The organism is Erwinia aphidicola (assembly GCF_014773485.1).
GTDB classification, from domain to species: Bacteria; Pseudomonadota; Gammaproteobacteria; order Enterobacterales; family Enterobacteriaceae; genus Erwinia; species Erwinia aphidicola.
Window position 1 is genome coordinate 1 of record NZ_JACXBP010000001.1, and the last position, 25,323, is coordinate 25,323.

General features: G+C 53.6%; 22 protein-coding genes. 11 read left to right on the forward strand and 11 right to left on the reverse strand.

What is annotated here, in order from left to right; all coding sequences use genetic code 11:
• Both ID864_RS00005 and ID864_RS00010 read right to left on the reverse strand, forming a co-directional pair.
• Positions 1-459: AAA family ATPase (locus ID864_RS00005; RefSeq protein ID WP_191149219.1), on the reverse strand; the 459-nt coding region annotated here is incomplete at its 3' end.
• A gap of 451 nt (positions 460-910) precedes the next feature.
• Entirely contained in the window at positions 911-1,540 is a 630-nt protein-coding gene (locus ID864_RS00010) for a flavin reductase family protein (protein WP_191149220.1), read from the reverse strand.
• A gap of 104 nt (positions 1,541-1,644) precedes the next feature.
• Between ID864_RS00010 and rlmF the strand changes: the two genes are divergently transcribed.
• Positions 1,645-2,574 (forward strand): 23S rRNA (adenine(1618)-N(6))-methyltransferase RlmF, encoded by a 930-nt coding sequence (gene rlmF / locus ID864_RS00015; protein WP_191149221.1) that lies wholly within the window; start codon positions 1,645-1,647, stop codon positions 2,572-2,574.
• 124 nt (positions 2,575-2,698) lie between these two features.
• Here rlmF and ybiO read toward each other — a convergent pair whose 3' ends face one another.
• The 4 genes from ybiO to glnH all read right to left on the reverse strand — a co-directional run bounded on the left by ybiO (position 2,699) and on the right by glnH (position 7,295).
• Positions 2,699-4,951, reverse strand: a complete 2,253-nt coding sequence (gene ybiO / locus ID864_RS00020) for a mechanosensitive channel protein (protein ID WP_191149222.1) — start codon at positions 4,949-4,951, stop codon at positions 2,699-2,701.
• A gap of 120 nt (positions 4,952-5,071) precedes the next feature.
• Positions 5,072-5,794, reverse strand: a complete 723-nt coding sequence (gene glnQ, locus ID864_RS00025) for a glutamine ABC transporter ATP-binding protein GlnQ (RefSeq protein WP_048916611.1) — start codon at positions 5,792-5,794, stop codon at positions 5,072-5,074.
• Positions 5,791-6,450 (reverse strand): glutamine ABC transporter permease GlnP, encoded by a 660-nt coding sequence (glnP, locus tag ID864_RS00030; protein ID WP_048916610.1) that lies wholly within the window; start codon positions 6,448-6,450, stop codon positions 5,791-5,793. The genes glnQ and glnP overlap by 4 nt, the downstream gene beginning before the upstream one ends.
• A 98-nt stretch (positions 6,451-6,548) precedes the next feature.
• Positions 6,549-7,295, reverse strand: coding sequence for a glutamine ABC transporter substrate-binding protein GlnH (gene glnH, locus ID864_RS00035; protein WP_048916609.1), 747 nt, complete (start codon positions 7,293-7,295; stop codon positions 6,549-6,551).
• An 83-nt stretch (positions 7,296-7,378) separates the two neighbouring features.
• Between glnH and ID864_RS23835 the strand changes: the two genes are divergently transcribed.
• The gene (locus ID864_RS23835) at positions 7,379-7,504 is read left to right on the forward strand and encodes a hypothetical protein (protein WP_263575949.1); all 126 of its coding nucleotides are present in this window, start codon (positions 7,379-7,381) and stop codon (positions 7,502-7,504) included.
• A 207-nt stretch (positions 7,505-7,711) separates the two neighbouring features.
• Here ID864_RS23835 and dps read toward each other — a convergent pair whose 3' ends face one another.
• Positions 7,712-8,215 carry a DNA starvation/stationary phase protection protein Dps gene (dps, locus tag ID864_RS00040; RefSeq protein ID WP_048916608.1) on the reverse strand — a complete coding sequence of 168 codons (504 nt, stop codon included), beginning with the start codon at positions 8,213-8,215 and terminating at the stop codon, positions 7,712-7,714.
• Between the two features lie 362 nt (positions 8,216-8,577).
• Positions 8,578-9,474, reverse strand: coding sequence for a threonine/homoserine exporter RhtA (gene rhtA / locus ID864_RS00045; protein ID WP_099754860.1), 897 nt, complete (start codon positions 9,472-9,474; stop codon positions 8,578-8,580).
• 363 nt (positions 9,475-9,837) lie between these two features.
• Here rhtA and ompX point away from each other — a divergent pair, with 363 nt between their 5' ends.
• Entirely contained in the window at positions 9,838-10,347 is a 510-nt protein-coding gene (gene ompX, locus ID864_RS00050; RefSeq protein ID WP_048916606.1) for an outer membrane protein OmpX, read from the forward strand.
• A gap of 70 nt (positions 10,348-10,417) precedes the next feature.
• Here the strand turns inward: ompX and ID864_RS00055 are convergent, their stop codons facing one another.
• On the reverse strand, positions 10,418-11,998 hold the full coding sequence (locus ID864_RS00055; protein WP_191149223.1) for a phosphoethanolamine transferase: 1,581 nt from the start codon (positions 11,996-11,998) through the stop codon (positions 10,418-10,420).
• A 524-nt stretch (positions 11,999-12,522) separates the two neighbouring features.
• Between ID864_RS00055 and mntR the strand changes: the two genes are divergently transcribed.
• The 8 genes from mntR (at position 12,523) to ID864_RS00095 (ending at position 24,214) form a co-directional block, all read left to right on the forward strand.
• Positions 12,523-12,975 carry a manganese-binding transcriptional regulator MntR gene (gene mntR, locus ID864_RS00060; protein ID WP_048916604.1) on the forward strand — a complete coding sequence of 151 codons (453 nt, stop codon included), beginning with the start codon at positions 12,523-12,525 and terminating at the stop codon, positions 12,973-12,975.
• A 16-nt stretch (positions 12,976-12,991) separates the two neighbouring features.
• The gene (locus ID864_RS00065; RefSeq protein WP_048916603.1) at positions 12,992-14,107 is read left to right on the forward strand and encodes an SLC13 family permease; all 1,116 of its coding nucleotides are present in this window, start codon (positions 12,992-12,994) and stop codon (positions 14,105-14,107) included.
• A gap of 171 nt (positions 14,108-14,278) precedes the next feature.
• Positions 14,279-15,406 (forward strand): HlyD family secretion protein, encoded by a 1,128-nt coding sequence (locus tag ID864_RS00070; RefSeq protein WP_048916602.1) that lies wholly within the window; start codon positions 14,279-14,281, stop codon positions 15,404-15,406.
• Positions 15,403-16,971: a DHA2 family efflux MFS transporter permease subunit gene (locus tag ID864_RS00075; RefSeq protein ID WP_048916601.1), complete on the forward strand. Its 1,569-nt coding sequence runs from the start codon at positions 15,403-15,405 to the stop codon at positions 16,969-16,971. The genes ID864_RS00070 and ID864_RS00075 overlap by 4 nt, the downstream gene beginning before the upstream one ends.
• A 1-nt stretch (position 16,972) precedes the next feature.
• The gene (locus tag ID864_RS00080) at positions 16,973-18,520 is read left to right on the forward strand and encodes an efflux transporter outer membrane subunit (protein WP_191149224.1); all 1,548 of its coding nucleotides are present in this window, start codon (positions 16,973-16,975) and stop codon (positions 18,518-18,520) included.
• A gap of 458 nt (positions 18,521-18,978) precedes the next feature.
• The gene (locus ID864_RS00085; protein WP_191149225.1) at positions 18,979-20,469 is read left to right on the forward strand and encodes a sugar porter family MFS transporter; all 1,491 of its coding nucleotides are present in this window, start codon (positions 18,979-18,981) and stop codon (positions 20,467-20,469) included.
• Between the two features lie 130 nt (positions 20,470-20,599).
• On the forward strand, positions 20,600-22,087 hold the full coding sequence (locus ID864_RS00090; RefSeq protein ID WP_191149226.1) for a sugar porter family MFS transporter: 1,488 nt from the start codon (positions 20,600-20,602) through the stop codon (positions 22,085-22,087).
• Between the two features lie 666 nt (positions 22,088-22,753).
• Positions 22,754-24,214: an Eco57I restriction-modification methylase domain-containing protein gene (locus ID864_RS00095; RefSeq protein WP_191149227.1), complete on the forward strand. Its 1,461-nt coding sequence runs from the start codon at positions 22,754-22,756 to the stop codon at positions 24,212-24,214.
• Positions 24,215-24,244: 30 nt separating this feature from the next.
• Here ID864_RS00095 and ID864_RS00100 read toward each other — a convergent pair whose 3' ends face one another.
• Positions 24,245-25,111, reverse strand: coding sequence for a hypothetical protein (locus ID864_RS00100; protein WP_191149228.1), 867 nt, complete (start codon positions 25,109-25,111; stop codon positions 24,245-24,247).
• Entirely contained in the window at positions 25,108-25,320 is a 213-nt protein-coding gene (locus ID864_RS00105; RefSeq protein WP_191149229.1) for a helix-turn-helix domain-containing protein, read from the reverse strand. Before ID864_RS00105 ends, ID864_RS00100 begins: the two co-directional genes overlap by 4 nt.
• Positions 25,321-25,323: the final 3 nt, after the last annotated feature.

Sequence of the window (25,323 nt, forward strand, 5' to 3'; positions counted from 1 at the left end):
TTCATTTGTTTTCTTTTTAATAAAACCAACTGGGATTAGATAGTATTTAAGGTCGCTATAACTAAGGGCAAGTTTTTCCTTATGTTCAATAAATTTCTCTGAGATGACTTTTTGTAGTTGAGATGTAAAGTCATGAGACTCTAGTTGCCAGGTTATGTTGCTTATCACTTCAAGTATTTTGGCTATCGTTGGGTTTTTTCTTACTTTTTCTTTTTCAATAAGAAACACGGGGGTTATAAATGGTTCTCTTGTGTCAATACCTAGGCTTCTAGTTTCATTGTTTATATCAAGTTTGTTGATATCATTGTGGTTTAATAATGTATCTAGAGCTGATAATATGGAGCTTTTACCAACGCCATTCTCACCAATAAAATATGATGAGTTACTGTCAAGTGCTATGGGAATATAGTGCTGATTTCTAAATGATTTAAAGTTTCTTAAGAATAATCCGGCAATCATTTTATAATTCCATTTGCAATATTATATTGTTTTCTGATTTTAAATAAAGATTTTTCTGGTTTATCTTATTTAAATTCATTAGGCTTATGAGGGTGGTAATGGTCGATATGAATTATTAAATTATTCTGCCTTACCACGATAAATATTTCAAGAGTTAAGAGTGATTGGCGTTGACATTCCTGCCTTGAGCCTTGCATTCTCATGAATCTCACCGTGATTCTTATTAATTCACAGCAAGAACATAGCTGCGGGGGAAGAGGCCAGTCCGGGCTAAGACGGACGTCACGCGGCAGGGACGCCGCGTGACGAGGCCCGCAGGGAGCGTCTTTTGCCGTTCCGGCGTGCACGGACTGGCCTCAGACCTGACGCTGAATTGTTTAGCGATGGAGATGTTCTTGATTGCGGGCGGACCGAAAAAGAGGGTCCGCCCCTACGACAAGGGCAGCAATCTTTACCCGCGCGCATCCGGCCGGACCATATCAAAGCGTAGCGCCTCGCTGATGCCGTAATAGGCGCTTGGGCCGCCGGCACGCAGGATCGGTTCGGCCTTCGCCGTCTGATAGATACCGTCGACCAGCAGCTCATCATCAATATGAATCGCCACCACTTCGCCCAGCACCAGCCAGGTCGGGATCTGTTCACCGTCGGCACTCTGCAACTGAATGCACTGCGACAGGCGGCACTCAAAATTGACCGGGCTTTCCGCCACCATGCTGACATTCACCTGCGTGGCAGGGACAGCCGTCAGACCGGCATAAGTGAACTCATCTTCGCCGTGCGGCAGCGAGGCTGAGCTTTCATTCATCGGCACCGCCAGCGGACGGGTCGCGAGGTTCCAGACAAATTCGCCGGTCTCCTGGATATTGGCCACGCTGTCTTTCCAGCCGCTGCTGGCGAAGCCGATGATCGGCGGGCGGTAGTTAAAGCAGTTAAAGAAGCTGTAGGGCGCCAGATTGCGCTGCCCGCTGGCGTTTTGCGAACTGATCCAGCCAATCGGGCGCGGGCCGATAATCGCATTCAGCGGATCGTGCGGCAGGCCGTGGCCCAGCTTCGGTTGATAGGAATAGCGTGTACGTGACATAAAACCTCCCTGAAAAAATTGTGTAGCGCGGAAAAATGGCGTCAGTGGTTTACCATTATTACCACAGCAGGTATCTTACGCGCCTGCCGATAAGAGAGCCGCCAATGAAAACCCCCGTCGAAAAAAATGTGCTTCACCCGCGTAACCGCCACAGCGGCCGCTATGATTTCGCTGCGCTGATTGCCAGCCATCCCCCGCTGGCACCGTTTGTGGCGGTCAACAACTGGGGCAGCGAGTCAATCGACTTCGCCAACCCGGACGCGGTGAAGGCGCTGAATCAGGCGCTGCTGCACCATTTTTACGGCATCGCCCACTGGGATATCCCCCCGGGTTTTCTCTGCCCGCCGGTGCCGGGGCGCGCTGACTACATCCACCACCTGGCCGACCTGCTGGCGGAAGATAACCGCCGCGTGGTGCCGCGTGAAATTAACGTGCTGGACGTCGGCTGCGGCGCCAACCTGATCTACCCGCTGATTGGCCACAGTGAATACCAGTGGCGCTTTACCGGCAGCGAAGTGAACGAGCAGGCGATGGCCGGCGCTAACGGCATTATTGCCGCGAATCCGGGCCTGAATCGCGCTATCCGCCTGCGCCGCCAGAAAGACCCCAAAGCGATCTTCAACGGCGTGATCCACAAAAGTGACTTCTATCAGGCCACGCTGTGTAACCCGCCGTTCCACGCCTCGGCGGAAGAGGCGCATCAGGGCAGCCAGCGTAAGCTGCGCAACCTCGGCCTGGACCGTAAATCCCCGCTAAACTTCGGCGGCCAGCAGGACGAACTGTGGTGCGAAGGCGGCGAAGTGGCCTTTATCCTGCGCATGATCGAGGAGAGCGTCAGCTTTGCCCGCCAGTGCGTGTGGTTCACCACGCTGGTATCGCGCAAAGAGCACCTGCCGGAGCTGTGGCGCGCGCTGGAAGAGGCCGACGTCGCCGCCGTGCGCACCATCGATATGGCCCAGGGGCAGAAACAAAGCCGCTTTATTGCCTGGACTTTTATGGAACAGCCGCAGCGCACACGCAACCTGCATCTTTGAAGCCGTAGCTGCGTTGGCTGCATGCGTTCACCCCAGTCACTTACTAAAGTAAGCTCCTGGGGACTCACGCATTTGCCGCCTTGCCACAACTCCAAATATTTTGGTTGCGTAAAGTTGCCATAACTTACTCCGGTGCCGTCAGTGCTTTATAACTGGCGGCACCTTCAATATCGACCCCGCTCTGCATCACCTGCACCGTCTGGTGCGGTGCCTTAATGCCTGCCTTATCAAAGTGCTTCTTCACCATGCCATCCAGCGCGAAACGCACCGTCCACTGCTTCAGTGGTTGAGTAGTAAACGACACGCGCACGGTAAATGACTGATTGGTCAGCCCGACCAGCCCGGCAAATGACGGCTCGCCGATCACCATACCGCGAATGCTCTCGTCTTCCAGCAGCTCCTTCACCGCCGCCTGCAGCGTGGCGTTCACCTTTTCAGTCTCTTCACGACGGTCAACATCATAGTTGGCGACAAACGAACCGATGCCGCGCACGAAGTTGGCAAAGGTGGTAATCGAAGACCACGGGATAATATGGTAAGCCCCGGTATCCTGACGCACGCCGACCGAGCGGATAGACATGCGCTCCACGGTGCCGGTGATGGCGCCAATGGTCACCAGATCGCCGGTATTCATGCCGTTCTCGAACTGGATAAAGATGCCGGTAATAATATCCTTCACCAGCGTCTGCGAACCAAACGACACGGCCAGGCCCAGCGCCCCGGCCCCTGCCAGCAGCGGGGCGATATTCACGCCAATCTCCGACAGCAGGATCATGATGGTGATGGTACTGATAATTACCGCCAGTGCATTACGGAACAGCGTCAGCAGGGTACGCGCGCGGGCGCTCGGCATCGGCCGTCCGTGCGAGTCAGACGCCAGCCGGCTTTCGATCATGCTGGCCAGCAGCGTCCAGCCCACGGCGGAGAAGAACAGGATCACCACGATGCGGATCAGAATATCCACCAGCTTCTCGCCCGCGCCGACCGTCAGCCAGTGCCACAGATCAAACAGGTTCCAGGCATTAAGCAGCAGCAGGGTGACGGCAAACACGGTGATCACGCGCGCCAGCTTGAGCATTGCCGACACCCAACCGTTGAGCCGGCTTTGCAGCTCGGGGTAGTTACGCCGCAGCTCCGGGGAGAGCACGATAGTTTTGCCAATCCAGCGCGTCAGCATGCCGGAAACCAGCGCGCCGATGCCGACAATCGCCAGCGAGCGCACTGTGGCGGCCATCATAAACTGCAGGCTGTCGCCAGGGTTGAACATTGAAAACAGGAACAGCGCAATAAAGTAGGCGCTCGCCAGCCAGTGCCACACCAGCGCAAACGCACGGATAAATAGCGCAAAGAAAGAGAGCGAGCGGTCTGCCAGGCGCGCCAGCTCCTGCTGGATATTGCGCCGGTTATGGAAAATCAGATACAGCGCCCACAGGGTGATCAGCCCCATGATCGCCACGTTAACCAGCGCTGCAACCTGCACGTTCACCTGATTCGCCACAATCGGCACAATCACCAGCAGGCCGTAGCCAATCAGCCCGCTCAACCAGCTCAGGGGCGTATTCCAGTAGTGAGCGCGGCCGTCGGAGAGGTGGAAGAAGCGCAGCTCGGGAAAGCGCGGGCAGAACATCAGGCGCAGGATGGCCTTGAAGAATTCAATGAGCGCAAAGGCGTTAAGGAACAGCCCCTGCTGATAGGCGATGGTGCGGCTCCCGGCGTTCATATTGTCACTTAGGATCTGCCCGACGACCAGCGCCAGCGCCAGCAGCAGCAGGTCGATGATAAAGGCCGCGGCAATCATCCCCGGCAGGTGCAGCCAGCTGCGGCGGTCGGCATTCTTCTGCCGCCCCCACGCGCCCATGCGGCGGTACAGCGGGGAGACCGCCCAGCGCACCAGCCAGTAGAACGTAAATAGCGCGCCCGCCAGTATGGCGAAATGGCTCAGCGCGTTGAAAAATGTCTGATGATTAAAGGGCTTATGCGGAGCATTAATGATGCTGCTGTGCAGCTGCTGCAGCCGTGAGGCAAACTCGGCGCCAAAGTGGCGGCTGACGTCGGTGACGCCCTGCAACACGGTTTTATCTTCATCCTCTTTCGGGGGCGTGAGCACCGGCGCTTTGCCCGACGGCTGCGCGGCAGCGGCGTTTCGCAACTGTGCAATCAGCTCCTGGCGCGACGGGTCGTCAGCGAGAATATTTGCCAGCGCAGCATAGGCGGCTTTTTTATCATTAAGATCCGGCTCGGCCTGAGTATCGCTGTTCTGCTGGGAGTGTGAAGCGGCAACGGCGGCGGCGGGCAGGCTGACGGCCTGTGACTGCGGCACACCGATAAACAGCAGCAGCAGCAATGTGATACGCAGCGTGCTGGCGAATCCTGTCATCCTCTTCTCCTCGGTTAGCGCAAAGCAGAAAAGTATAGACCCTGATTATCGGGTGGGGGAGGAAGAGGGCATTTTGCGATAAATTGAAAGCAGGGGCAGCGGGCGCCGCCCCTGAACAGATTACGACACGTGCTGCAGGAACTCACGCAGACGGTCGCTTGGCGGGTTGCTGATCAACTCGTCAGGATTACCATCCTCGGCGATGCGGCCCTTATCGATAAAGATCAGGCGCGAAGCCACTTTCTGGGCGAAGCCCACTTCGTGCGTGACGATCACCATCGTCATGCCTTCTTCGGCGAGGTCCTGCATCACTTTCAGCACCTCGTGGCGCAGCTCCGGGTCGAGGGCCGAGGTTGGCTCATCAAACAGCATCATCTTCGGTTTAACCGCCAGCGCACGGGCAATCGCCACGCGCTGCTGCTGACCACCGGAAAGCTCGGAAGGGAAGTGGTTGGCGCGCTCGGCCAGCCCGACTTTGCCCAACAGCTCACGCGCCAGGCGCTGGGCTTCGGCTTTCTTCGTGCCGCGCACGCGGATAGGGCCAAAGGCGACGTTATCCAGCGCGCTCATCTGTGGGAACAGATGGAACTGCTGGAATACCATCCCGGCTTCCTGACGGATTAGGCGGTCATCAACTTTTGGGTCGTTAACCTTTTTGCCATCGACGATCAGATCGCCGCTGGTGATCTCTTCCAGCTTGTTAATGCAGCGCAGCAGCGTGGATTTACCGGAGCCGGATGGCCCGATAATCACCACCACTTCACCCTGATTGATTTTCAGATCGATGTTGTGCAGCACCTGGGTAGCACCGAAGTGCTTGGATACGTTTTTAAATTCAATCACAGGATTTTCATCCTTCTCTCAAGGCGACGCAGAACAAAGCTCAGCACCAGCGTAATAATCAGATAAATAACGGCAACGGCGCTCCAGATCTCCAGCGCGCGGAAGTTACCGGCAATAATTTCCTGGCCCTGACGGGTCAGTTCCGCCACGCCAATGACGATAAACAGCGAGGTGTCTTTGATGCTGACAATCCACTGGTTACCCAGCGGTGGCAGCATGCGGCGCAGCGCCAGCGGCATAATCACGTAGCGCAGCGTCTCGCGGCTGGAGAGGCCCAGCGCCAGACCGGCTTCACGGAAGCCACGGTTGATCGACAGCACCGCACCACGGGTAATTTCCGCGATGTAGGCGCCGGAGTTGATCATGATCGTGACCACTGCAGCGGTCAACGCATCGATTCTGAAGTCAGGCAGTGCCATAGGCAGAGCAAAATAGATAAACATCACCTGCACCACAATCGGGGTGCCACGGATCAGCTCGATAAAGACCAGCGCGATGTTACGTGAAATCCAGCCGCCGTAAGCGCGGGCAAAGCCAGCGGCCAGGCCGATAATCACGCCGCCCAGCAGGCCCAGGACCGAAATCCACAGGGTCATTTTGGCGCCTTCAAGCAGGATTGGAATAGCAGGCCAGATGGCGCTCCAGTCAAACTGCATGTTAATTCTCCGGATCTAAAACCATTTTTGTTGAAGTGGAAAAAACGCAGAGGCAGAAATCCCGTTCTCTGCGTTTAAGCTAAACGCTGTTTTTATAATTATTTAGGTTCGCTGCCGAACCATTTTTTGTACAGTGTGTTGTAAGTGCCGTTGTCGCGCAGCGTTTTCAGCGCGCCGTTCACTTTTTCACGCAGGTCGTCGCTGCCTTTCGGGAACGCGATACCGTACTGCTGTGCTTCAATAGAGTCACCGACGGTTTTGAACTTACCTTTACCAGCGGTATGGATGTAATAGAGGATATTTGGCGTATCGTGCAGCACGCCGTCAGCACGGCCAATACCGAGTTCCATATAGGCGTTGTCAATGTTCGGGAACTGACTCAGCTCTTTGGTTTTGATGTGCTCTTTTGCGTAATCAACCGAACCGGTGCCGCTTTTCACTGCCAGCACTTTGCCTTCCATGTCTTTGATGCTTTTCACTTTGTCGTTATCGGCACGCACCATCAGCAGCAGGCCGCTTTTGTAATAACCGTCGGAGAATTCGATCGCTTTCTTACGTTCGTCAGTAATGGTGATACCGGCCAGCGCAAGGTCAACGTTACGGGTTTGCAGTGCAGGAATAATGCCGCTGAAATCCATTGGCTTCAGGGTGTATTCCATATTCAGCTGCTTCGCGATGGCATCCCACAGGTCGATGTCGAAACCGACATACTTGTCACCCTGTTTGAATTCAAAAGGGACGAAAGCGGTGTCGGTAGCAACGACCAGCTTTTTGTCGGCAGCTGTGGAAGACATAGCAAATGCCAGCGTCAGCGCGGCAAGTGAAACCTTAAAAATTGACTTCATCATTTTATCCTTATCGCTTTTCAGGAAAGGTCTTTCCCAATTAAATGCCCGCAGCCCTATGGAAGAATCGTGCCAGGTTTGCAATGACGATGAAAAACAGCGGGTTAATTGCGATTTTTCTTAAAGCAGCTGATACGATTCAGGCTGTTGCACTCTTTTGGTGCCTTGTTTTGGTGCGTGATGTTTTTTGTGGTGCAGGGCAGTTTTAACAAATTATCGGATAAAGACAACAGATAATGTCGCACGGTAACAATTTATTGCTATGGAGTTCTGATTTTTAACCTGGAAAGGGGGGAGAAGCGCTCAATTTGCCGGGCGGCTGCTGGGAGCGGTGGGTAAAAAAAAGCAGCTGACGCGGCAGCTGCTTAGGGTTCAGGGTTTCCAAAAGCTGCGCCGGACAGGGCGCAGTAACGGAACTATTCGATGTTAGATTCGATAAACCACAGGAACTTATCGAGGTCGCGAGAAGCCGCGGTGAAGATATCGGCGGTGTCTTCATCCGGCACTTCGCTAATCGCTTTGCGCGTGTCGTTAGCAACCACTGCGTAGCGGTCAGCCAGCGCTTTCAGGTGATCCTGCACGCTGTGAATATTCAGCGGGTAGCTTTTCAGCGGAGTTTTATCCTTCACGATCTGCACTGTGCCCAGCGCCACGCCACCTAACTGCACCACACGTTCTGCAATGGTGTCCTGGTGCTCGGTAATTGCGGTGCGGAATCCATCCAGCATCTCATGCACGCCGATAAAGTTCGCGCCACGCATGTTCCAGTGCGCCTGCTTGGTGATCAGCGACAGATCGATAAACTCGGTAACCAGACGATTAAGCACCTCGATAGTGGCTTTTTTCTCGTCTTCAGCCACGTCGTTACGGGTGTAAATCAGATCGGAAGATTTTGCTTTAACCAGTTTAGCGGTACTCATATTAATATCCTCTTAATAGTCAGGTTGTCCTAAATACGGGATTAAGTATAGCACCGCTTTTAAAGCCTGCCTGGAAGTTAGCGCCTATTGATGGGATAGCAGCACGCTGTTGATTAAATAAACGTAAACTGGTCCTTTTTTAAATAAGGATAAGAATGATTTTCATTGTTATTGTGGTTTTATCTTGTTGTTTTGTAATGGCTTTATTTTTATCATGCTGCTGGCTTTATTTTTTTAATTAAAAGAATAACAAAATATGTCAGAGAGGAGTAATTAACCTTTTATTCACCTGAGGGTATTTTGTTATTAACTAATAAGATAATTCTCACCCGGCAGCGATTATACCAGCAGGTGAGAACCGTTTATTCTCTTAGCTCACTGACCGGGTCGATTTTTTGCTTCGACGGGCGCATGGTCAAGGTAGAGCCCGCCGAGGCGGCAATGATAGCCAGCAGCGCTAGCCACTGTACCAGGCTCAGAACCTCACCCAAAAACAGCATGCCTGAAATGGCCGCCATCGCCGGTTCCAGGCTCATTAACGTCCCGAACGTTTTAGCCGGCAGGCGCGTCAGGGCCACCATTTCCAGCGAATAGGGCAGGGCGCTGGAGAGCACGGCTATCGCCAGGCCAATCGGAATTAAAGAGAGCGTCCAGACCCCGGGGTTGGCATAAATCAGCCCGAGCGGAACAAACACCAGTGAGCCAATCAGCGACCCCGCCGCGACGGTGGCAGGTCCGTGCTGACTGCCCGCCCGCTGCCCGGCAAGGATATACAGCGCCCACAGTGCGCCCGCGGTGAGGGCCAGCAACGCCCCTTCTGGATCTACACTTCCGATGTCGTGGCCGATTGGCAGTAAGAAGTAAAGGCCGACCACCGCCAGCGCAACCCAGATAAAATCCAGCGGTCGGCGCGAACCCATCAGCGCCAGCACCAGCGGACCGGTGAACTCCAGCGCCACGGCAATGCCGAGGGGAACGGTGCGGATCGCCAGATAAAAGCTATAATTCATCCCGCCGAGCGCCAGACCATAGATTGCCAGCGGTACCAGCTGGCTGCGGCTGAATCGCAGGCGCCAGGGCTTGAAAATCAGGCACAGTATCAGGGTGCCCAGCCCAAGTCGCAGCGCAGTGATACCCGGCGCGCCCACGGTCGGAAACAGGGTTTTCGCCAGCGCGGCGCCTCCCTGAATCGAAGTCATTGCAATGATGAGTACCAGAACCGGTAACCAGACAGCGTGCTTTGCATGAGTTAAGGACATCCTGTATTCCAGCCTTTGTTGATCCGTGACATGAAAATGACGGCCTCAGTGTACTGTAAGGCGAAAAAAAACGCTGTGAGCGGGCAAAAAAATTGTCAGGAAAGGGTGAAAATAGGGCCATTCTGGTAAAGAAATGTCAAAATCAATTAGGAATTATCTCAATGAACCTTTTTTTACAGTGATAATTGCCCGGCAGGATTTGGTGATAATCATAAGTAAAAAGAATGACATACATTGCATCATTAACTTTCTGTTACACCAAACTTTTCATTAGACAATGAAATCAGGGCAGAGTTTCTTGCTGTTTTTTGTTATATTTTCAGCGTTGTCAGGAGAGAAGTACTTTCACATTTGAGGTGGTTTATGAAAAAAATTGCATGTCTTTCAGCACTGGCTTGCGTTCTGGCAGTATCTGCTGGTTCAGCAATGGCAAAAAGCACCGTTTCTGCTGGTTATGCGCAGAGCGACTATCAGGGCGTTGCTAACAAAGCTAACGGCTTCAACCTGAAGTACCGCTACGAAAACGGCAGCGATGCTCTGGGCTACATCGGCTCTTTCACTTACACAGAGAAAGATCGTACTGACGCAGGCGACTACATCAAGGGCCAGTATTACGGCATCACTGGTGGTCCAGCTTACCGTCTGAACGACTGGGCAAGCATCTACGGCGTTGTAGGTATCGGCTACGGTAAATACCAGTACAACGAACCAAACCGTGAAAAATCTGATTCAAGCGACGTAGGTTTCTCCTACGGTGCTGGCCTGCAGTTCAACCCAATCCAGGACATCGCTCTGGACGTGGGCTACGAGCAGAGCCGTATCCGCAGCGTTGACGTTGGCACCTGGACTGCTGGCGTAGGTTACAGCTTCTAAGTTGTCACCGCCAGAACCGTTTACCGGTTCAGCGCTGAAGAATCCGCCCCAAGGGGCGGATTTTTTTTATCTATTTTCCGAACGGATCCTGCTGAAGCTGGCTGAACGGCAGGCGCTGAAGCTTGAAGTTGGTCACTTCAATCGGCGGCGCTTTATCAGCGGAAACAAACCGATAGCCCGGCGCAATTTCCCGCGCCTGAATGCCGCTCCACTGGGAGAACAGCAGCAGGAAATCATTTGCCGAACGTGCAGCAGGGATCAGCTGGTGTCGGCTGTCGTCGCTGGAAGTGATAAACAGCGGTACCTCAAAATTCTGGCGATACTTATCGTCATGAGTCAGATACTCATTGCGCGTCCCTTTCTCCTTCAGTGCCAGGCCGTGATCGGAAAAATAGATCAGGGAGAAGCTCAGGCCGCTGCTGTGCAGCTGTTGCCACAGCTGCTGCAGAAAACCGTCGGTCTGGGTAATGCTGTAGAGATAGCAGGAGGTTTCCAGCGAGTGCAGGCGTTCTACGTAACGGCCGCGCGTGCGGTCGCAGGCTTTCGGATGCGAGCCAACCAGGTGATAAACCAGCAGGCGCGGGCGATCCACCGGGCGGGCAAGCGCCTCAGGGGTGTACTTCAGCAGGTCCTCATCGCGCGTGGCTTTATCCGCTTCGAAATCCCCATCTTTCAAAAAGTGCACCGTTTTTGCCCGGCGGGCAATGCTGGCAATCGGGGTATCGAACTGGCCAATTTGCCCCTGGTTGGAGAGCCACCAGGTATCGAATCCGGCGCGGTTAGCCAGCGTAATAATATTGTTCTGATATTCCGGCTTACCGCCCACGACCTGAGTCAACGTCAGGCCGAGAGACTTTTGCGTGGATGAGGCCGCAGCGCTGTAGTGGGTGAAAAACTGCCCGTTGAGCTGGCTGGCGAACGGCGTGTTGTCCCAGCGGCCACCGAACGCGCCCAGCGCATCGCGGCGGGCGCTTTCACCGATCACCACCACGTAGATCTGCTGGTGCGGCTTTACCGCGGTCACGTGCCAGTCATCTTTCAGCGTTGCCAGCTGGTTCATGCGGTCGATCTCTTTGTCGACCGACAACTTGCTCTCCACGGTGTCTTTAACGAAGCGCGCCAGCGGAATACCGGTGTCTTTCAGGTTGAATACGCCGCCGGTCATCTGGTTGAGCAGCGGCTGGGTCAGCCATGCCACCACGACAAATGCCAGGCAGGCGCTCTCCCTGTGGCTCCAGCCTTGCGCTGGCATCGGTTTACGCCATAGCGCGACGAGACCCAGCGCCAGAATAACCAGCCCAATCAGATAGTCGTGCAGCGGAAAGATGGCCAGGATCTCGCTGGTTTCTTCAGCGTTAGTGGCGTGCAGTGCCAGTAGGGTGTTGAAGTTCGGCGGGCCATAAACCTGGCCGAATGGGTAGTAAAATCCGGCAAGCAGCGCAGCGATAGCAATCAGGCACTTCTGCGCTCTGGGCGCAACCGCTGCCAGCAGCATCAGCAGCGCGCAAAATGCCAGGCTGTAAAGGCCGCTAAGCGGGTAGCCAAAAGACAGATTGATCAGGACGGACAACAGCAGATACAGCCCAATATACGGGCTAAGCCACGCACGGTAACGCACCGCCGTCGCAGTTTTAATTAAGGTCAGGTTCATTATTGGTTCTTATCAGGTCATTCCAAAGCGGCCGCTTCGATGCACACCGAAGCCGCTGACTGCCGATACAGCTCGTAAGACATCAGAAGATAAGGAGGAGGGGGGGGGCCCGACTGCCGGCACTCTTTACGAAAGGCTGGCAAGATAATCGCTGTTTTGAGTAAAGGCAACCAGCAATATCAATACGTTCTGTGAAGTAGTAAACAAAATAGTGAAGGGCAGCGTCTGCGGGTTTTAAGAAGCCTGGGGACCAGGCTTCGGATGCGTCAACATTTCCAGCAGCATTAAGCGCAGCGTAAACGGCGAGCGGCTAAATAATTTCAGGATTAGGGGTAATTTCATCTGATGGCCCTCCGGTCAGTCAGGATATGAGTGAATTATCTACAGGTATAGCACAGGCTATAACTCTTAACCAGTGCTATTACGCTAAATTTTGTGCTTCTCAGTGGTTCGTTTACAATGTGCCACCAATGACCGCTGCGGCAGGGTTATAGTCGTAGTGGATAAGAACAAGAGGAAGCTGAATGAGTCGTCGCGCAAAAGTTGCAGTGCCCGCGCCACTGAAAGATATCGAAGAGCATGTCGAAGGCTTCCGCCAGGTACGTGAAGCACATCGTCGTGAGCTGATCGATGACTATGTTGAACTCATCTCAGATTTGATTCGGGAGTTTGGCGAAGCTCGCCAGGTCGATATGGCCGCCCGCCTGGGCGTGTCACAGCCCACCGTAGCAAAAATGCTTAAGCGCCTTGCTACCGTAGGCCTGGTAGAACAGGTGCCTTATCGCGGCGTCTTTTTGACGCCGGAAGGTGAAACGCTGGCTGAAGAGAGCCGCGAACGCCATCATATCGTCGAATCTTTCCTGCTGGCCTTAGGCATCAGCCCGGATACGGCGCGCCGCGATGCGGAAGGTATCGAACATCACGTCAGCGATGAGACGCTGGCAATATTCCAAAAATTCAGCGAAAGCCGTCAATAACGCCAGGTGCGCCAGCATGACCTCACTGCTCAGACCTTTTTTGCACGATCGATTTCTGCATTTGTTAGTGGTTCTGGGCCTGCTGCTGGCCTGCTTCGTTCCTTTTAAACTGGCCGAACTGCCGCGTGCCGTTGACTGGCCTACCATGGTGACCCTGTGCGGCCTGCTGATGCTGACCAAAGGCATCGAAGCCAGCGGCTATTTCGATGTGCTGGGGCGCCGACTGGTGCAGGGCTTTCACCATCAGCGCCAGCTGGCGCTGTTTCTGGTTGCTGCCGCCGCGCTGCTGTCCACCTTTCTGACCAATGACGTGGCACTGTTTATCCTGGTGCCGCTGACCTTATCGCTGCGCAAATACTCCGCACTGCCGATTGCCCGGCTGATCATCTTTGAAGCGCTGGCGGTCAACGCCGGTTCGCTGCTGACGCCGATCGGTAACCCGCAAAACATCCTGTTATGGCGCCACGGCGAGCTGGGATTCGCCGGTTTTATCTGGCAGATGCTGCCGCTGGCGGCGTGGCTGGTGTTGAGCCTGCTGCTACTGACCGCTATCTGTTTCCCGCCAAAGAGAATCGAGCGCCATGGCGGGCAGGAAGACGCTTCCTGGCAACGCCGGCTGCTGGTGGCAAGCGCGCTGCTCTATGTGCTGTTTATCGTGGCACTGGAGCTGGATGTGGCTGCCTGGGGACTGCTGCTGGTGTTTGTCAGCTTCCTGCTGCTGTCGCGCCGCATTCTGCTCAGCATCGACTGGAGCCTGCTGGTGGTGTTTATCGCCATGTTTATTGACGTGTTCCTGCTCACCCGCCTGCCGGTGCTGCAGAGCGCATTAGCCTCCGTGGGGCAGCTCTCCTACGGCGGGCAATATCTGCTGGCCGCCGGGCTGTCGCAGGTTATCAGCAACGTACCGGCCACCATCTTGCTGCTTAGCAGTCTGCCGCCTTCTCTGCTGCTGGCCTGGGCGGTCAATATCGGTGGCTTCGGGCTGCTGCCGGGTTCGCTGGCGAATCTGATTGCGCTGCGTATGGCGAAAGATCGCAGTATCTGGTGGCACTTCCACCTCTACTCTCTGCCGATGCTGGCCTGGGCGCTGGCGAGTGGATGGATTCTGCTTATGGTAATTCGTGCGGCCTGACCTCAGGCAAATCTGTATTCGTCAAGAAAGCCTGGCATTTGTCAATTTAGCCTCTATCGTTATAGAGGCTTTGCTCCGTAATTGTGCCCCAGTCCTTCGGACCACGATCCACTGCGGGACACAGCCTTGCGTAGATAATTGCGGCTACGGTTTCGTACCGCCTTTTGATTGATGGATATTATGGCTAATCAGACACCTTCCGTTCCCGATGATGAAAACCAGCAGCAAAATGACCACCCGCAGGACGATGAGACACCGCGCAAAAGCCCCGGCAAGAAGCCACTGATTATTCTGGCGGTGGTCGTGGTGGTGATGGTTATCGTCGCGCTGTTCTTCTGGCTCACCACCCGCAATATCGAAACCACTGACGATGCCTTCACCGAGGCGGACGCGGTGACCATTGCCCCGAAAGCATCGGGCTATGTCACCGAGCTGAAGGTGAAGGATAACCAGCGGGTGAAGAAGGGCGATCTGCTGGTGGTGATAGACCCGCGTGACGCCACTGCCCAGCGCGAACAGGCGCAGGCGCAGCTCGGTCTGGCACAGGCGCAGCTGCATCAGGCGCAGGCGCAGTTAGCGCTGGCCCGCGTGCAGTATCCGGCGCAGAAAGACCAGGCGCTGGCACAGCAGGCGCGTGCGCAAGCTAACTATAATAACGCCCAGGAAGACTATAAACGTCAGCGCGGCGTTGACCCGCGTGCCACCTCGCAGCGCAATATCGATGCCGCCAGCGCGCAGCTGCGCAGCGCCCGTGCCGAGCTGACGAACGCCCAGGCCCAGGTGGAAGTGGCCTCGCAGGTGGCATTGCAGATCCGCCAGCAGGAAACCAACGTCGAAGCGCGTCAGAGCCAGGTAGAGCAGGCGCAGGCGCAGCTGAATACCGCCAATCTCAACCTCTCTTACACCGAAGTGCGCGCGCCGTATGATGGCTTCGTCACTAAGCGTAACGTGCAGGTCGGCACGCTGGTGCAGGCCGGTTCTTCGCTATTCTCGCTGGTCTCTGCCGATACCTGGATTGTGGCAAACTTCAAAGAGTCGCAGCTGGCACGCATGAAGCCGGGTGACAAAGTGGAGATCGGCATCGATGCCTGGCCGGACATGAAAGTGGAAGGGCACGTCGACAGCGTACAGATGGGCTCCGGCTCACGCTTCTCGGCCTTCCCGTCTGAAAATGCCACCGGCAACTACGTGAAAATCGTGCAGCGCGTGCCGGTGAAGATTGTGATTGATAAGGGACTGGATGCCAATCATCCGCTGCCGATTGGCCTGTCGGTTGAACCGAAGGTGACGGTGGAATGAGTTCCGGCCAGAGCTGGAAACCAGCCAGTAACCCGTGGCTGGTCGCGATGACCGTCACGCTGGCGGTGTTTATGGAGATCCTCGACACCACCATCGTCAACGTGGCGCTGCCGCATGTGGCAGGCTCGCTGTCGGCCAGCTATGACGAATCGACCTGGGTGCTGACCTCGTACCTGGTGGCGAACGGCATCGTGCTGCCGATCTCGGCGTTCCTCAGCCGTCTGCTCGGGCGCAAGCAGTTCTTCCTGATCTGCATTGTGATGTTCACCGTCTGCTCGTTCCTCTGCGGCATCGCCACCGAGCTGTGGCAGATCATCCTGTTCCGCGTGCTGCAGGGCTTCTTCGGCGGCGGCTTACAGCCGGTACAGCAGTCGGTGCTGCTTGACTATTTCAAGCCTGCCGACCGGGGTAAAGCGTTTGGCCTGTCATCGATCGCGGTTATCGTCGCGCCGGTACTCGGCCCGACGCTCGGCGGCTGGATCACCGATAACTACAGCTGGCGCTGGGTGTTCTTTATCAACATCCCGGTCGGTATTCTTAGCGTGCTGGCGATCTACCAGCTGCTGGAAGATCCGCCATGGGAGCGGAAATGGGCCAAGGGCAAGCTGCGCGTCGACTATATCGGCATCAGCCTGATTACTCTTGGGCTCGGCTGCCTGCAGGTGATGATGGATCGCGGCGAAGATGAAGACTGGTTCCAGTCGAGTTTCATTGTCACCTTTGCCCTGCTGGCGCTGACCGGCATTGTCGGGGCGATCTACTGGCTGCTGTATGCCAAAAAACCGGTGGTTGACCTGCACGTGCTGAAGGATAAAAACTTCGCGGTTGCCAGCCTGCTGATGGCGGGCATGGCAGCGATCCTCTACGGCAGTTCAGTGGTGATCCCGCAGCTGGCGCAGCAGGATCTGGGCTATACCGCCACGCTCTCAGGGCTGGTGCTGTCGCCCGGTGCGGTGCTGATCGTGCTGTCGATCCCGCTGGTGCTGAAGCTGATGCCGATTATCCAGACGCGCTGGCTGATTGCCTTCGGCTTTACGCTGCTATGCGTGTCGTTTATCTACTCGGCCACGCTCACCCCGAATATTGATTTCACCACGCTGGTGTTGATGCGCAGCTTCCAGACTATCGGGCTGGGCTTCCTGTTCGTGCCGCTCACCACCATCGCCTTTGTCACCATTCCGCAAAAGCTGAATGCGGATGCCTCGGCGCTGTTCACGATGTTCCGCAACGTTGCCGGATCGATCGGTATTTCGCTCTCCACCGCGATGATCACCGAACGCTCGCAGGCGCGCAGTGCGGAGATGGTGCATAACATGACCCCGCTCAATGAGCCGTTTAACCTGGCGGTTGAACGCTGGGCGCAGGGCGTCAGGGACTTTGCGCATACGGTCGGTGACCCGGTGACTATCGCCACCGGCCAGCTCTATCAGCAGATGATCGTGCAGTCGCGGTTCCTCGCCTATATCGATGTGTTTATGGGGCTGAGCCTCCTCGCCCTGGTTCTCATTCCATTTTGTTTACTGCTGGCGCCAATCAAAAGCGAGGGCAGTGCAGGTGCACACTGACATGAACGTTTCTTCCATTTTTATGCACTCGCGTAGCGCGCTGCTGGTCGCGGCAACGCTGGCGCTCGGCGCCTGTACGGTGGGGCCAGATTACCAGGCGCCGAAGCCGGTTACGCCGGGCAGTTTTAACAGCATGCAGTCTGAAGGCGGTTCTCGACCGCTGGCGGCATCCACTAACCCCAACTGGTGGAAATCGTTTAACGATCCGCAGCTCGACAGCCTGATCGAGCGGGCGATAAAAGGTAACCTCAGTCTGCAACAGGCGGTGCTGCGCATTGCCGGGGCACGTCAGCAGCTCAATCAGGCGCGCGGCGCGTGGGCACCGTCGGTAAACGGTAATGCGCGCTTTACCCGCCAGCAGCTGGGGATCAAGGGTGAGCTGGAGTCTGAAGGGGTTTATGACCAGCTTGACCAGGCCAATACGGAGACCGATCTGCGTCCGGCGCTCGACAGCCTGTCAAAACCTGTCGGGTTATATCAGGGCAGCTTCGATGCCTCATGGGAGCTGGATCTTTGGGGCAAAGTGCGCCGCCAGGTTGAGATGGCTGACGCGCAGCAGCAGCAGTCGGTGGAAAATCGCAACGATGCGCTGGTGTCGTTAGAAGCGGAAGTGGCGCGCGCCTACCTGCAACTGCGCGGCGCACAGGCCATTACGCAGACGCTGCAAACCCAGATTGACGTGGCGCAGCAGACGCTGGAACTGACGCAGAGCCAGCAGAAAAACGGCCTGGCGCCGCAGACCGACGTGGAGAATGCCCGCGCCCAGCTGAACTCCCTGCGCGCACAATTGCCGCAGTATCAGGCTCAAATTCATCAGGCGATGAACGGGCTGGCGGTACTGACCGGCAGAGTACCCGGCGCGCTGGATAGCGAGCTGATGGCAAGCAAACCGCTGGCTGCGCTGCCTAAAGCGGTGCCGGTTGGCGTGCCGTCACAGCTGGCACGCCGCCGCCCGGACGTGCGCCAGGCGGAAGCCAGCCTGCACGCAGCAACGGCCAATATTGGCGTGTCGGTGGCGGAGCTGTTCCCCAGCCTGTCGCTGACCGGACAATTTGGCATGCGCAACAGCGATGCCAGCTACCTGGATAACTGGAGCAGCCACTTCTACAGCTTTGGTCCGTCGGTCACTATCCCAATTTTCCAGGGAGGGCGGCTGGTCTCCAGCGTCAAGCTGGCACGCGCGCAGCAGGCCAGTGCGGCGCTGGGCTACCGCCAGACGGTGCTGACCGCACTGCAGGATGTGGAGAATGCGCTGGTGAGCTACCGCAGCGATCAGCAGCAGGTTGAGGGGCTGGACGATACGGTGGATGCCTTGCAGAACGCCTTTAAGCTCGCCAGCGACAGCTATGGTCAGGGGCTGTCGACGTTTATCGAAGCGTTGGACGCGCAGCGCCAGCTGGCGCAGGCGCAGCAGCAGGCCGAGCAGGCGAGGGTGCAGAGCAGTCTCGACCTCGTCGCGCTGTATAAAGCGCTGGGCGGCGGCTGGGAAGCGTATCAAAACGTCGATCTGCCGCAGTATTCGGTGTTCGGCCCGGCGGAAAATCCGTAACCCCCATTCCCGTAGGGGCGAGGCATGCCTCGCCCGGCTTTTTTCGGTCGGGCATGCCTCGCCTTTGCGGGACAAAACATCACCCGGCTAACCTGCTTAAAGACCCTTCTTTAACGCTTAATTAAGTGGCTTATTTATATCAGCCACTGATGGCTTCCTGTCTTTTCTGATTAAAAATGAAACGAAAATCCATAATGAAACATGAGATGAAACGTTCTCAAATTATCCTTGCCGCGCATAGCTCCCATAAATACAACAGAATTAAGCTAATAATGTCTAATCAATCACGTTAACGCTGGAATAGCGAGATGTGTACCTCAAAATTTAATTTTCATTGTTGTTTGAAATGAAAAATATGATCTAAATTAAGGTCAGAGGCGGTGAACGGGTAAAAATCATGATGAGTCATCCCTCTTTTCCCAACTCAACCAGGTCGATGAGAGGTCACTGTAGTCACCATGGCAAAAGAACAATATATCACCCCCAACCGGGCGTCTGGGCCTAACAGCGCCACCAAAACAGAACCCTTTGTAAAGGTGATTGCGGTGGTTGCCACCCTTGGGGGATTACTTTTCGGTTACGACACCGGCGTTATCTCCGGCGCGCTGCTGTTTATGGGCGACGAGTTACACCTGACGCCATTCACCACCGGGCTCGTCACCAGCTCACTGCTGTTCGGTGCCGCTTTTGGCGCGCTGTTCTCCGGGCACTTCGCTGCCACGCAAGGGCGTAAGAAAATCATTATCGTGCTGGCGATTATCTTCGCCATCGGCGCGATGGGCACCGCGCTGGCGCCGAATGTTGAGTGGATGATTTTCTTCCGTCTTATCCTCGGTGTGGCGGTAGGGGGGGCATCGGCAACCGTGCCGGTGTATATCGCCGAAATTGCCCCGGCCAATAAGCGCGGGCAGCTGGTGACTATTCAGGAGCTGATGATCGTCTCCGGCCAGATGCTGGCGTATATCTCTAACGCGGGGTTCAACGCTGCGTGGGGCGGTCATGAGACCTGGCGCTGGATGCTTGCCGTGGCCACCATTCCTGCGGTGCTGCTGTGGTTTGGCATGATGTTTATGCCGGATACGCCGCGCTGGTACGCCATGCAGGGGAGGCTGGCCGAGGCGCGCCGCGTGCTGGAGCGTACCCGCGCCAAAGAGGATGTGGAGTGGGAGCTGGAAGAGATCGCCGAAACGCTGGAGGAAGAGGACAGGCAGCAGACGCGCGCCAGCGTGCAGGAGCTGAAGAAACCCTGGCTGTTTAAACTGTTTATGATTGGCGTGGGCGTGGCGGTTATTCAGCAGACCTCAGGCGTCAACACCATCATGTACTACGCGCCCACCATGCTGAAAGCGGTGGGGATGAGTACCGATGCGGCGCTGTTTGCCACCATCGCCAATGGGGCAATCTCGGTGCTGATGACCTTTGTCGGTATCTGGCTGCTGGGCAAAATCGGCCGCCGCACCATGGTGAAAATCGGCCAGTTTGGCTGCACCGCCTGCCTGTTCTTCATCGGCGCCGTCAGCTACTTTATGCCGGAAACGGTCAACGGCCAGGTCGACGTGCTGCGCAGCTATATGGTGCTGTTAGGCATGCTGATGTTCCTCAGCTTCCAGCAGGGCGCGCTCTCACCGGTGACCTGGCTGCTGCTGTCGGAAATTTTCCCAACGCGCCTGCGCGGCGTCTTTATGGGCGGGGCGGTGTTCGCCATGTGGATTGCTAACTTCCTTATCTCGCTGGCTTTCCCGATGCTGCTGGCCAGCGTCGGCCTGTCGGGTGCCTTCTTTATTTTCGGTCTGATTGGCATCTGCGGTGCGGTGTTTGTCATTAAATGCATTCCTGAAACCCGCAACCGCAGCCTGGAACAGATTGAACACTACCTGCGTGACTGGTTGAGCAGCGATGAAGAAAGTGCGGTAGTGAGCGCGACAAAACGTAAAGCGGAGAACCATTAATTGCCGACGGGCCTGTGCTGGCTGGCCCGCTTACTGCTTGCAGTGCAGCGTTAACCGCAGGCTAACGCTGCTGATGTGAACTGAACTCAGCACCTTGTTAACTGGTCGATGAGAGGTCACTAAAGTCACTATGGCAAAAGAACACTATATCACCCCCAATCGGGCCTCCGGGCCTAATAGCAGCAGCAGAACCGAGCCATTCGTCAAAGTGATTGCGGCGGTAGCCACGCTGGGCGGCCTGCTGTTTGGCTACGATACCGGCGTTATCTCCGGCGCGCTGCTGTTTATGGGCGACGAATTACACCTGACGCCATTTACCACCGGGCTGGTCACCAGCTCACTGCTGTTCGGTGCCGCTTTTGGCGCACTGATCTCCGGCCACTTCGCTAACAGCGCCGGACGTAAGAAAATCATCATCACTCTGGCGATTATCTTTGCACTTGGCTCCATCGGTACCGCGCTGGCGCCGGACGTGGAGTGGATGATTTTCTTCCGTCTGATCCTCGGCGTGGCGGTCGGTGGCGCATCGGCAACCGTGCCGGTCTACATCGCGGAAATTGCCCCGGCTAACAAACGCGGGCAGCTGGTCACCATTCAGGAGCTGATGATCGTTAGCGGCCAGCTGCTGGCCTATATCTCGAATGCGGGCTTTAACGCAGCCTGGGGCGGGGATGAAAGCTGGCGCTGGATGCTGGCGGTGGCCACCATGCCCGCCGTGCTGCTGTGGTTCGGCATGATTTTTATGCCGGACACGCCGCGCTGGTATGCGATGCAGGGGCGTCTGGCGCAAGCGCGCCGCGTGCTGGAGCGCACCTGCGCGAAAGAGGATGTTGACTGGGAGATGGCAGAGATTGAGGAGACGCTGGCCGAAGAGGAGAATCAGGGAAAACCCGGCCTGCGCGACCTCGCGAAGCCGTGGCTGATGAAGCTGCTGCTTATCGGCATTGGTATCGCCGTGATCAACCAGACCTCAGGGGTGAATACCATCATGTACTACGCGCCGACCATGCTGAAGGCCACCGGCATGAGTACCAACGCGGCGCTGTTTGCCACTATCGCTAACGGCGTGGTATCGGTGACGATGGTCTGCGTAGGCATCTGGCTGCTGGGGAAAATGGGCCGCCGTACCATGACGCTGATCGGCCAGTTCGGCTGTACTTTCAGCCTGCTGTTTATCGCGGCGGTCAGCTTCTTTATGCCGGAAACGGTCAACGGCCAGGTCGATGTGCTGCGTGGCTACCTGGTGCTGCTCGGTATGCTGATGTTCCTCAGCTTCCAGCAGGGCTTCCTGTCGCCGGCGACCTGGCTGCTGCTGTCGGAGATCTTTCCAACGCGCCTGCGCGGAATGTTTATGGGCAGCGCGATCTTCGCGATGTGGATCGCCAACTTCCTGATCTCGCTGGCGTTCCCGATGCTGCTGGCCAGCGTTGGCCTCTCCGGCGCCTTCCTGATCTTTGCGCTGATCGGCATCATCTCCGGCATCTTTGTTATCAAGTGCATTCCGGAAACCCGCAACCGCAGCCTGGAGCAGATTGAGCACTATCTGCATGACTGGCTGAGTGACGAGGTGGACACGCCGCCGCTGCCCGTGCCTGAACGTAAAGCAGAAATTCACTAATCCAGATGGCCGGGGAAGACCCGGCCTCTTCCGCTCTCACCGCCCCCTGACAGACTGCTGTATTCCCCGCCTGTTTTTTTTGGCATAATGCGCGCTGACTCACATACTCACATCGCAAATTAAAGGCTATCTCTGTGCTAGTTTCCAGCAACGTCACGATATAGTTTCAAAGTAACTAATAATTCTCTTGATCTTTTTACCCTTCCGATGAACTCATTACACAAACGTTGCTATTGCTCTTGGCTGTATCGCACGTAAAATGACCAAAACGAGCTAACTGAAAGCGTAGCGGCGGTCAGCCTGCGGGCATGGTTTTTATCACGTGTTTTATGGATTGTTTTATGCATCAGGCGTCGTTCGGTTCGGGGAATTGGTGCTATGATCGGCATCGCTCAGTCCGGTTGATGATAGGGTTGGTTTGGCGGTTGATCAGATCGCACAATCCGATCTGAGTTCCCTCAACGTGATCTACTATTCCGCGCAGCTATTTAGAATCAACAGGTAAAAATACTGCTGGTACACTTGAGAAGAGCCTGTTCCAGTGTGGAGAGTTAGCGGGGTTGAAATACGCAGCATAATGTAACCAAGTTATCATTAACTTGAAAGTTGTAAAAAACACAGTAAAATGAAGACTAAAAGTAGCACACTTAAGATTGAGCGATAAAAATGCACGAACATATTACGGATAAATCTTTTCAAGGTTTTTTTACAGACGCCCATGACCTTAGAAATACAATGATTAGGTTGTTGGGAGATGTGTCTAATCAAAATATTATTGAACCTTGCTTCGGCGAGGGGGCATTTATAAAAAACTTAATAGGAAAACCTAAAAATATCGATGCTATTGACATTGACGAAAAACATTTTTTAAATGATTTAAAGATACACAACTGTAATTATTTTCATGCCGATTTTATCGATTATTTTGTTCAACCAAAAAATCGTAAAATTGTACTCCCAAACACTAAATATGATTCAACTATTTGCAATCCTCCTTACGGTTTAAAATTCTCACAAGAGTATAGAAAACTAATAAAAAAAGCATTCCCTAATGTATATGCCAAAGAATCTTATGCCTTATTTTTCTATTTTACTTTACAGAAATTAAAAAAAGGAGGTCGATATGTTTTCATTATCCCTGATACCTTCCTTACGAGCACGAATTTGAGATTTATGAGAAATTTCATACTTGAATCAGCTAAACCAAGTCATATCATTCAGTTTAAAAGTAAGCGATTTGGTTCTGTTAATTTCGGCTACGGTAATATGTGCATTATCGCTGGTAATGTGGCCCCCCTTAGTGCTGATAGCGAAGTTAGTTGGATTGATGCAGTTGATTCAAATAAACCACTCTTACAATTACTAGAAACAGATCATACTATTGTTCGTGGTGATTATTTTATTAATAACGCGGACAAAGCTTGGGTTAATCCAAGATTATTTGAATCAATTAAGATATCTCGCGAAACTGTAACTCTGGGTGATATTGCTGAGTGCAAAACAGGAATTTATACAGGTGATAACCAAAGATTTTGTGGATATGACTCCGAAAACCCGCCAAAAAGAATCAATGGTCATCCTGTTGATTGGAGTCTGGTAAATATAACTCCAACTGAGCTTGAGAAGGAACATGGTATAGATTCAGATATCGCTTATGTGCCTTTTGTTCGAGGAGGTCATAGAAATATCTTTGAAGATACCAATAGCTGTATTCGATGGGATCATGAAGCTGTCGCGTATTATTATAAAGATAAAAAGGCTAGGCTTCAAAACAAAGATTTTTATTTTAAAAAGGGACTTGCTATACCTATGGTTACCTCAGGAAGGTTAACAGCTTCAGAAATGGAAAACTGCATTTTTGACCAAGGTGTTGTTGGTGTTTTCGCTAAAAGGGCAGGCTACCATGATTTTTTATTGATTTACCTTAATCACCCATTTGCAACAGAACAAAAGTCCCTGGTATCACCTGGGGCTAATAACTCCGCAAACTATTTGAAGAGAATTAACGTTCCTAAGTTGTCCGAAGCTGAGCTGTTAGAAGCAAGCAAAATAGTCGAGTTAGCGAAAGTGCAAGGATGGGAAAAAACAGAAGACGAAAGAAGTGATTTTATTTCTTCAGTCTTTTAAAAAAGGTGCACTATGTGCACCACGTTAGTATTACCAATCTAAATAATGAGATAGATTATTATTAATTAAGTAATTCCAAAAGTTAGGCGATAGGTCATTCCTAAAATCAATGGCTTCTCGTCTAATTTCGCATATCCCTGCATTTGTTAGCTCATCGATTTTTCTGTAAGCAGCATCCCCACAATGAACCTCCCAAAGGTTACTTCTGCGAATAGTCTCTAAATAGTTATTATTTTCGTTTTGTCTAACAAGAAATAGTAAATTAACATTAGGGTCCCAATGTTTGTAAGCTCGTCCGACAGCAATCAAACGGAGTGTATTTCCTTTTTCGTTCGAACCAAAGCCACTTTTAAAGTCTATAATATGATTTCGTCCATTTAGATTGAACATTTCATCTGCAATCATATTAATCTCACCTACAAGTTCAAAAACACTATCTACATCACTTACGATATGGTGTTGATATTGATTCCCTTGGGTGTAATTTATTATGCGATCTCTAAAGCTATTTCTAACTTCATGGAAACTTGGTGCTGAAATACGATGTAGATTTGATAATTGAGAATTATCCCATGCAGCTTTGCAAAAACGCTCCCAAAGCTCTCCATTCCGTCGTGAAAATGCCATATACTCATATGGCCAAACGACATTCCGATATTCAAAGCTCATAACCGAATAACAATATTGGAGAAGCATAAATAATTTTGAACGATCTAAATGTGAATATTTAATGGCTAACATATTTGCTAAGTCATTCTTCACACGTTCAACCGCTTGATTTATAAGTATTGACTTCCCACCATGTGGAATATTCTGAACTTGTATACTCCTGGCGATAACTGTTAAATTTGAGTGAAAATAGGAAAAAATTTCTTGTTTCAACTGAGTGTAATTCATTCAAAAAGTTCCTTAACTTCTATATCTAAAGCAGAGGCAATCTTATGGATATTTACTAGACTGACGTTTCTTTCCCCACGCTCTATACTACCTATGTAAGTCCTATCCAAATCACATAAGTTTGCAAGTTCTTCTTGTGTTAAATTCCGATTGTTTCGTTGCTTTCTGACAGCTAAGCCAAAACAAACTTGATAGTCATTCTTTTTCATAAG

What these genes read in the sequence shown, in the direction of transcription:
- ID864_RS00010 (WP_191149220.1), bottom strand. Translation starts at nt 1,540, where the DNA reads ATGTCACGTACACGCTATTCCTATCAACCGAAGCTGGGCCACGGCCTG.
- rlmF (WP_191149221.1), top strand. Translation starts at nt 1,645, where the DNA reads ATGAAAACCCCCGTCGAAAAAAATGTGCTTCACCCGCGTAACCGCCAC.
- ybiO (WP_191149222.1), bottom strand. Translation starts at nt 4,951, where the DNA reads ATGACAGGATTCGCCAGCACGCTGCGTATCACATTGCTGCTGCTGCTG.
- glnP (WP_048916610.1), bottom strand. Translation starts at nt 6,450, where the DNA reads ATGCAGTTTGACTGGAGCGCCATCTGGCCTGCTATTCCAATCCTGCTT.
- glnH (WP_048916609.1), bottom strand. Translation starts at nt 7,295, where the DNA reads ATGAAGTCAATTTTTAAGGTTTCACTTGCCGCGCTGACGCTGGCATTT.
- ID864_RS23835 (WP_263575949.1), top strand. Translation starts at nt 7,379, where the DNA reads ATGACGATGAAAAACAGCGGGTTAATTGCGATTTTTCTTAAAGCAGCT.
- dps (WP_048916608.1), bottom strand. Translation starts at nt 8,215, where the DNA reads ATGAGTACCGCTAAACTGGTTAAAGCAAAATCTTCCGATCTGATTTAC.
- rhtA (WP_099754860.1), bottom strand. Translation starts at nt 9,474, where the DNA reads ATGTCCTTAACTCATGCAAAGCACGCTGTCTGGTTACCGGTTCTGGTA.
- ompX (WP_048916606.1), top strand. Translation starts at nt 9,838, where the DNA reads ATGAAAAAAATTGCATGTCTTTCAGCACTGGCTTGCGTTCTGGCAGTA.
- ID864_RS00055 (WP_191149223.1), bottom strand. Translation starts at nt 11,998, where the DNA reads ATGAACCTGACCTTAATTAAAACTGCGACGGCGGTGCGTTACCGTGCG.
- mntR (WP_048916604.1), top strand. Translation starts at nt 12,523, where the DNA reads ATGAGTCGTCGCGCAAAAGTTGCAGTGCCCGCGCCACTGAAAGATATC.
- ID864_RS00065 (WP_048916603.1), top strand. Translation starts at nt 12,992, where the DNA reads ATGACCTCACTGCTCAGACCTTTTTTGCACGATCGATTTCTGCATTTG.
- ID864_RS00070 (WP_048916602.1), top strand. Translation starts at nt 14,279, where the DNA reads ATGGATATTATGGCTAATCAGACACCTTCCGTTCCCGATGATGAAAAC.
- ID864_RS00075 (WP_048916601.1), top strand. Translation starts at nt 15,403, where the DNA reads ATGAGTTCCGGCCAGAGCTGGAAACCAGCCAGTAACCCGTGGCTGGTC.
- ID864_RS00080 (WP_191149224.1), top strand. Translation starts at nt 16,973, where the DNA reads ATGAACGTTTCTTCCATTTTTATGCACTCGCGTAGCGCGCTGCTGGTC.
- ID864_RS00085 (WP_191149225.1), top strand. Translation starts at nt 18,979, where the DNA reads ATGGCAAAAGAACAATATATCACCCCCAACCGGGCGTCTGGGCCTAAC.
- ID864_RS00090 (WP_191149226.1), top strand. Translation starts at nt 20,600, where the DNA reads ATGGCAAAAGAACACTATATCACCCCCAATCGGGCCTCCGGGCCTAAT.
- ID864_RS00095 (WP_191149227.1), top strand. Translation starts at nt 22,754, where the DNA reads ATGCACGAACATATTACGGATAAATCTTTTCAAGGTTTTTTTACAGAC.
- ID864_RS00100 (WP_191149228.1), bottom strand. Translation starts at nt 25,111, where the DNA reads ATGAATTACACTCAGTTGAAACAAGAAATTTTTTCCTATTTTCACTCA.
- ID864_RS00105 (WP_191149229.1), bottom strand. Translation starts at nt 25,320, where the DNA reads ATGAAAAAGAATGACTATCAAGTTTGTTTTGGCTTAGCTGTCAGAAAG.